This window comes from Corallococcus terminator (assembly GCF_003611635.1).
Taxonomy (GTDB): Bacteria; Myxococcota; Myxococcia; order Myxococcales; family Myxococcaceae; genus Corallococcus; species Corallococcus terminator.
Genome location: NZ_RAVZ01000622.1, coordinates 1 through 2,209, shown reverse-complemented (window position 1 = coordinate 2,209; position 2,209 = coordinate 1). Strand labels below are relative to the sequence as shown.

1 protein-coding gene is annotated in these 2,209 nt (G+C 69.4%); it reads right to left on the bottom strand.

Features of this window, described 5'->3' with window-relative positions; all coding sequences use genetic code 11:
* The coding region (locus tag D7V88_RS40835) for a glycoside hydrolase family 31 protein (protein WP_120545875.1) at nt 1–1,975 on the bottom strand (1,975 nt) is incomplete at its 3' end.
* Between the last annotated feature and the right edge of the window lie 234 nt (nt 1,976–2,209).

Here is a 2,209-nt window from a genome sequence, read left to right as displayed (position 1 = left end):
CCCTCACCTGGCCCACCCGCTCCATGCCCGGCCACTCCAGCCACGCCCCCGCCGGCAGCCACGCCAGCCGCTTCGTCTGTCCCGGCCTCACCACCGGGGCCACCATCACGTCCTGCCCGAACAGGAATTGATCGAACGCGCCCGCCGCCTCCGCATCCCCGGGCGCTTCCATCAACAGCGGCCTCAACGGCGCGAGCCCCGTCTCTGACGCCTCGTGCAGCAGCGTGTACAGCGTAGGCAGCAGCCGATACCGCCGCTCCAGCGTCGCGCGGGCCAGCGTCAGGTACGGCTCCCCGTACCGCCAGGGCTCCTGCGGCGGTGTTCCCTTGCCCGCGTGGTTGCGCATCAGCGGATAGAACGTGCCGGTCTGCATCCAGCGCACCAGCAACTCACCGTTCGCCCGGCCCACGAAGCCCGGGATGTCCGTCCCCGTGAAGGCCACCGCCGCCAGGCCCATTCCCACCAGCATCGGGATGGAGGTCTCCAACTGCGTCCAGTGGCTGGAGTTGTCCCCCGTCCACACCGCCGCGTAGCGCTGGATGCCTGCGCTTCCAGCGCGCGTCAGCAGGAACGGCCTCGCCTCTGGACGCAATTCGCGCAGCGCTTCATACGCCCCCTTCGCCATCCCCAGCGCGTAGACGTTGTGCACCTCGATGTGCCGCTTGTCCCCGTGCCTCGCGTCATACGGCAGCGTCGGGCCCTCCACCTTGCCCACGCCCTCCGCGCGCTGGCTCGTCACCGTGAGGATCCCCAGGTCCGGCTGCACCGCGAAGCACGAGGGTTCGTTCATGTCGTTCCAGAACCCCGCGATGCCCAACTCCACGAAGTCGCGGTGCAGCCCGCCCCACCAATGCTGCACCTCCGGCCGCGTCATGTCCGGGAACACCGCGGGCCGGGGCCACACCTCGCCCACCAGCACGCCGCCCCGGTCGTAGCGCACCAGGTAGTCGCGCGCTCGCGCCTCTTCATACGGCGCCCAGCCCGCTTCCTGCTTCAACGCCGGATCCACGATGGGCACCAGCCGCACGCCTTCGGCCGCAGCCTCTTGCACCAGCCCGGCGGGATCCGGGTAGCGCGCCCCGTCCCAGGTCCAGACCTTGTACCCATCCATGTAATCGATATCGAGATACACGACGTCCAAAGGCAGACCCCGTTGCCGGTAACCCTGGATGACGCCCCGGATGTCGTTCGCGTTCTCGTAACCCCAGCGGCTCTGCTGCGCGCCCAGGCTCCACAGCGGGGGCAGGGGAGGGCAGCCCGTCAGCGCCGCATAGCCCCGCACCACGTCCGCGATCCCCGGCCCGGCGAACAGGTAGCAGTCCAGCTCCGGCCCCCACGACTCCCACGCCACCCGCGACGCGTCCGTCAGCGCCACGTCCACCTCCGAGCGCCATGACTCGTCCAGGTAGAACCCCCACGCCACGCCCTCGCGCAGGCCCACGAAGAAGGGAATGGACTGGTAGAGCGGATCCGTGTCCGGGTGGTGCGGCATCACGTCCGTGTTCCAGAACGTGAAGTGCATCCCCCGCTTGTCCAGCGGCCCCACCTTCTCGCCGAAGCCCAGGTAGCGCTCGTCCGGCGGCGCTCGCAGCTTCAGCCGGGAGCGATGGCGGCTCATCGGATATTCAGCCTGCACCTCGCCTGACACACTCACGCTGCGCGCCAGCTCCCGCCCGGACGCATCCCGGAAGCTCCACGTCCCCGACTCCACGGAGACCTCCAGCGACACGCCGCCTGTCTTCACGTGCATGCGCTCCGCGTTGCTCCGGATCTCCAGGAGCTGAGGCTTCTCTTGCGTCACCACCGCCCAGGACCGCTTGTCGGGCAGCTCGGGATGGAGGAAGCCGACCTCCGAGGACACCGGCGCATGCCGCACCCGCAGCACGCCGGGCAGGGGGCTCGAAACCTCCAGGACGGCATGACGTCCGGACAGGCGCAGACGATGGGGTTCGACGCGGACTTCATCGACGTGCATGACCTGCAATCTAGGAAGCACGCCGGGACCCGCACCCCGTTTTTCTCCACCCTCCGTGCGATGCTGGCCACTCCATGACGCCCCCCGAGCCCCTGCCCTTTCCGGACAGTCTCTGCCACCGCTGCGCAGCGCCCCCCAAGTACGTCCAGACGCGGACCTCCACCTTCATCCTCTGTCCACTGCTGCCCCAGAAGTACGCCCCCCAGCCGGTGCGCGCGTGCTCGCTGTTCCGCC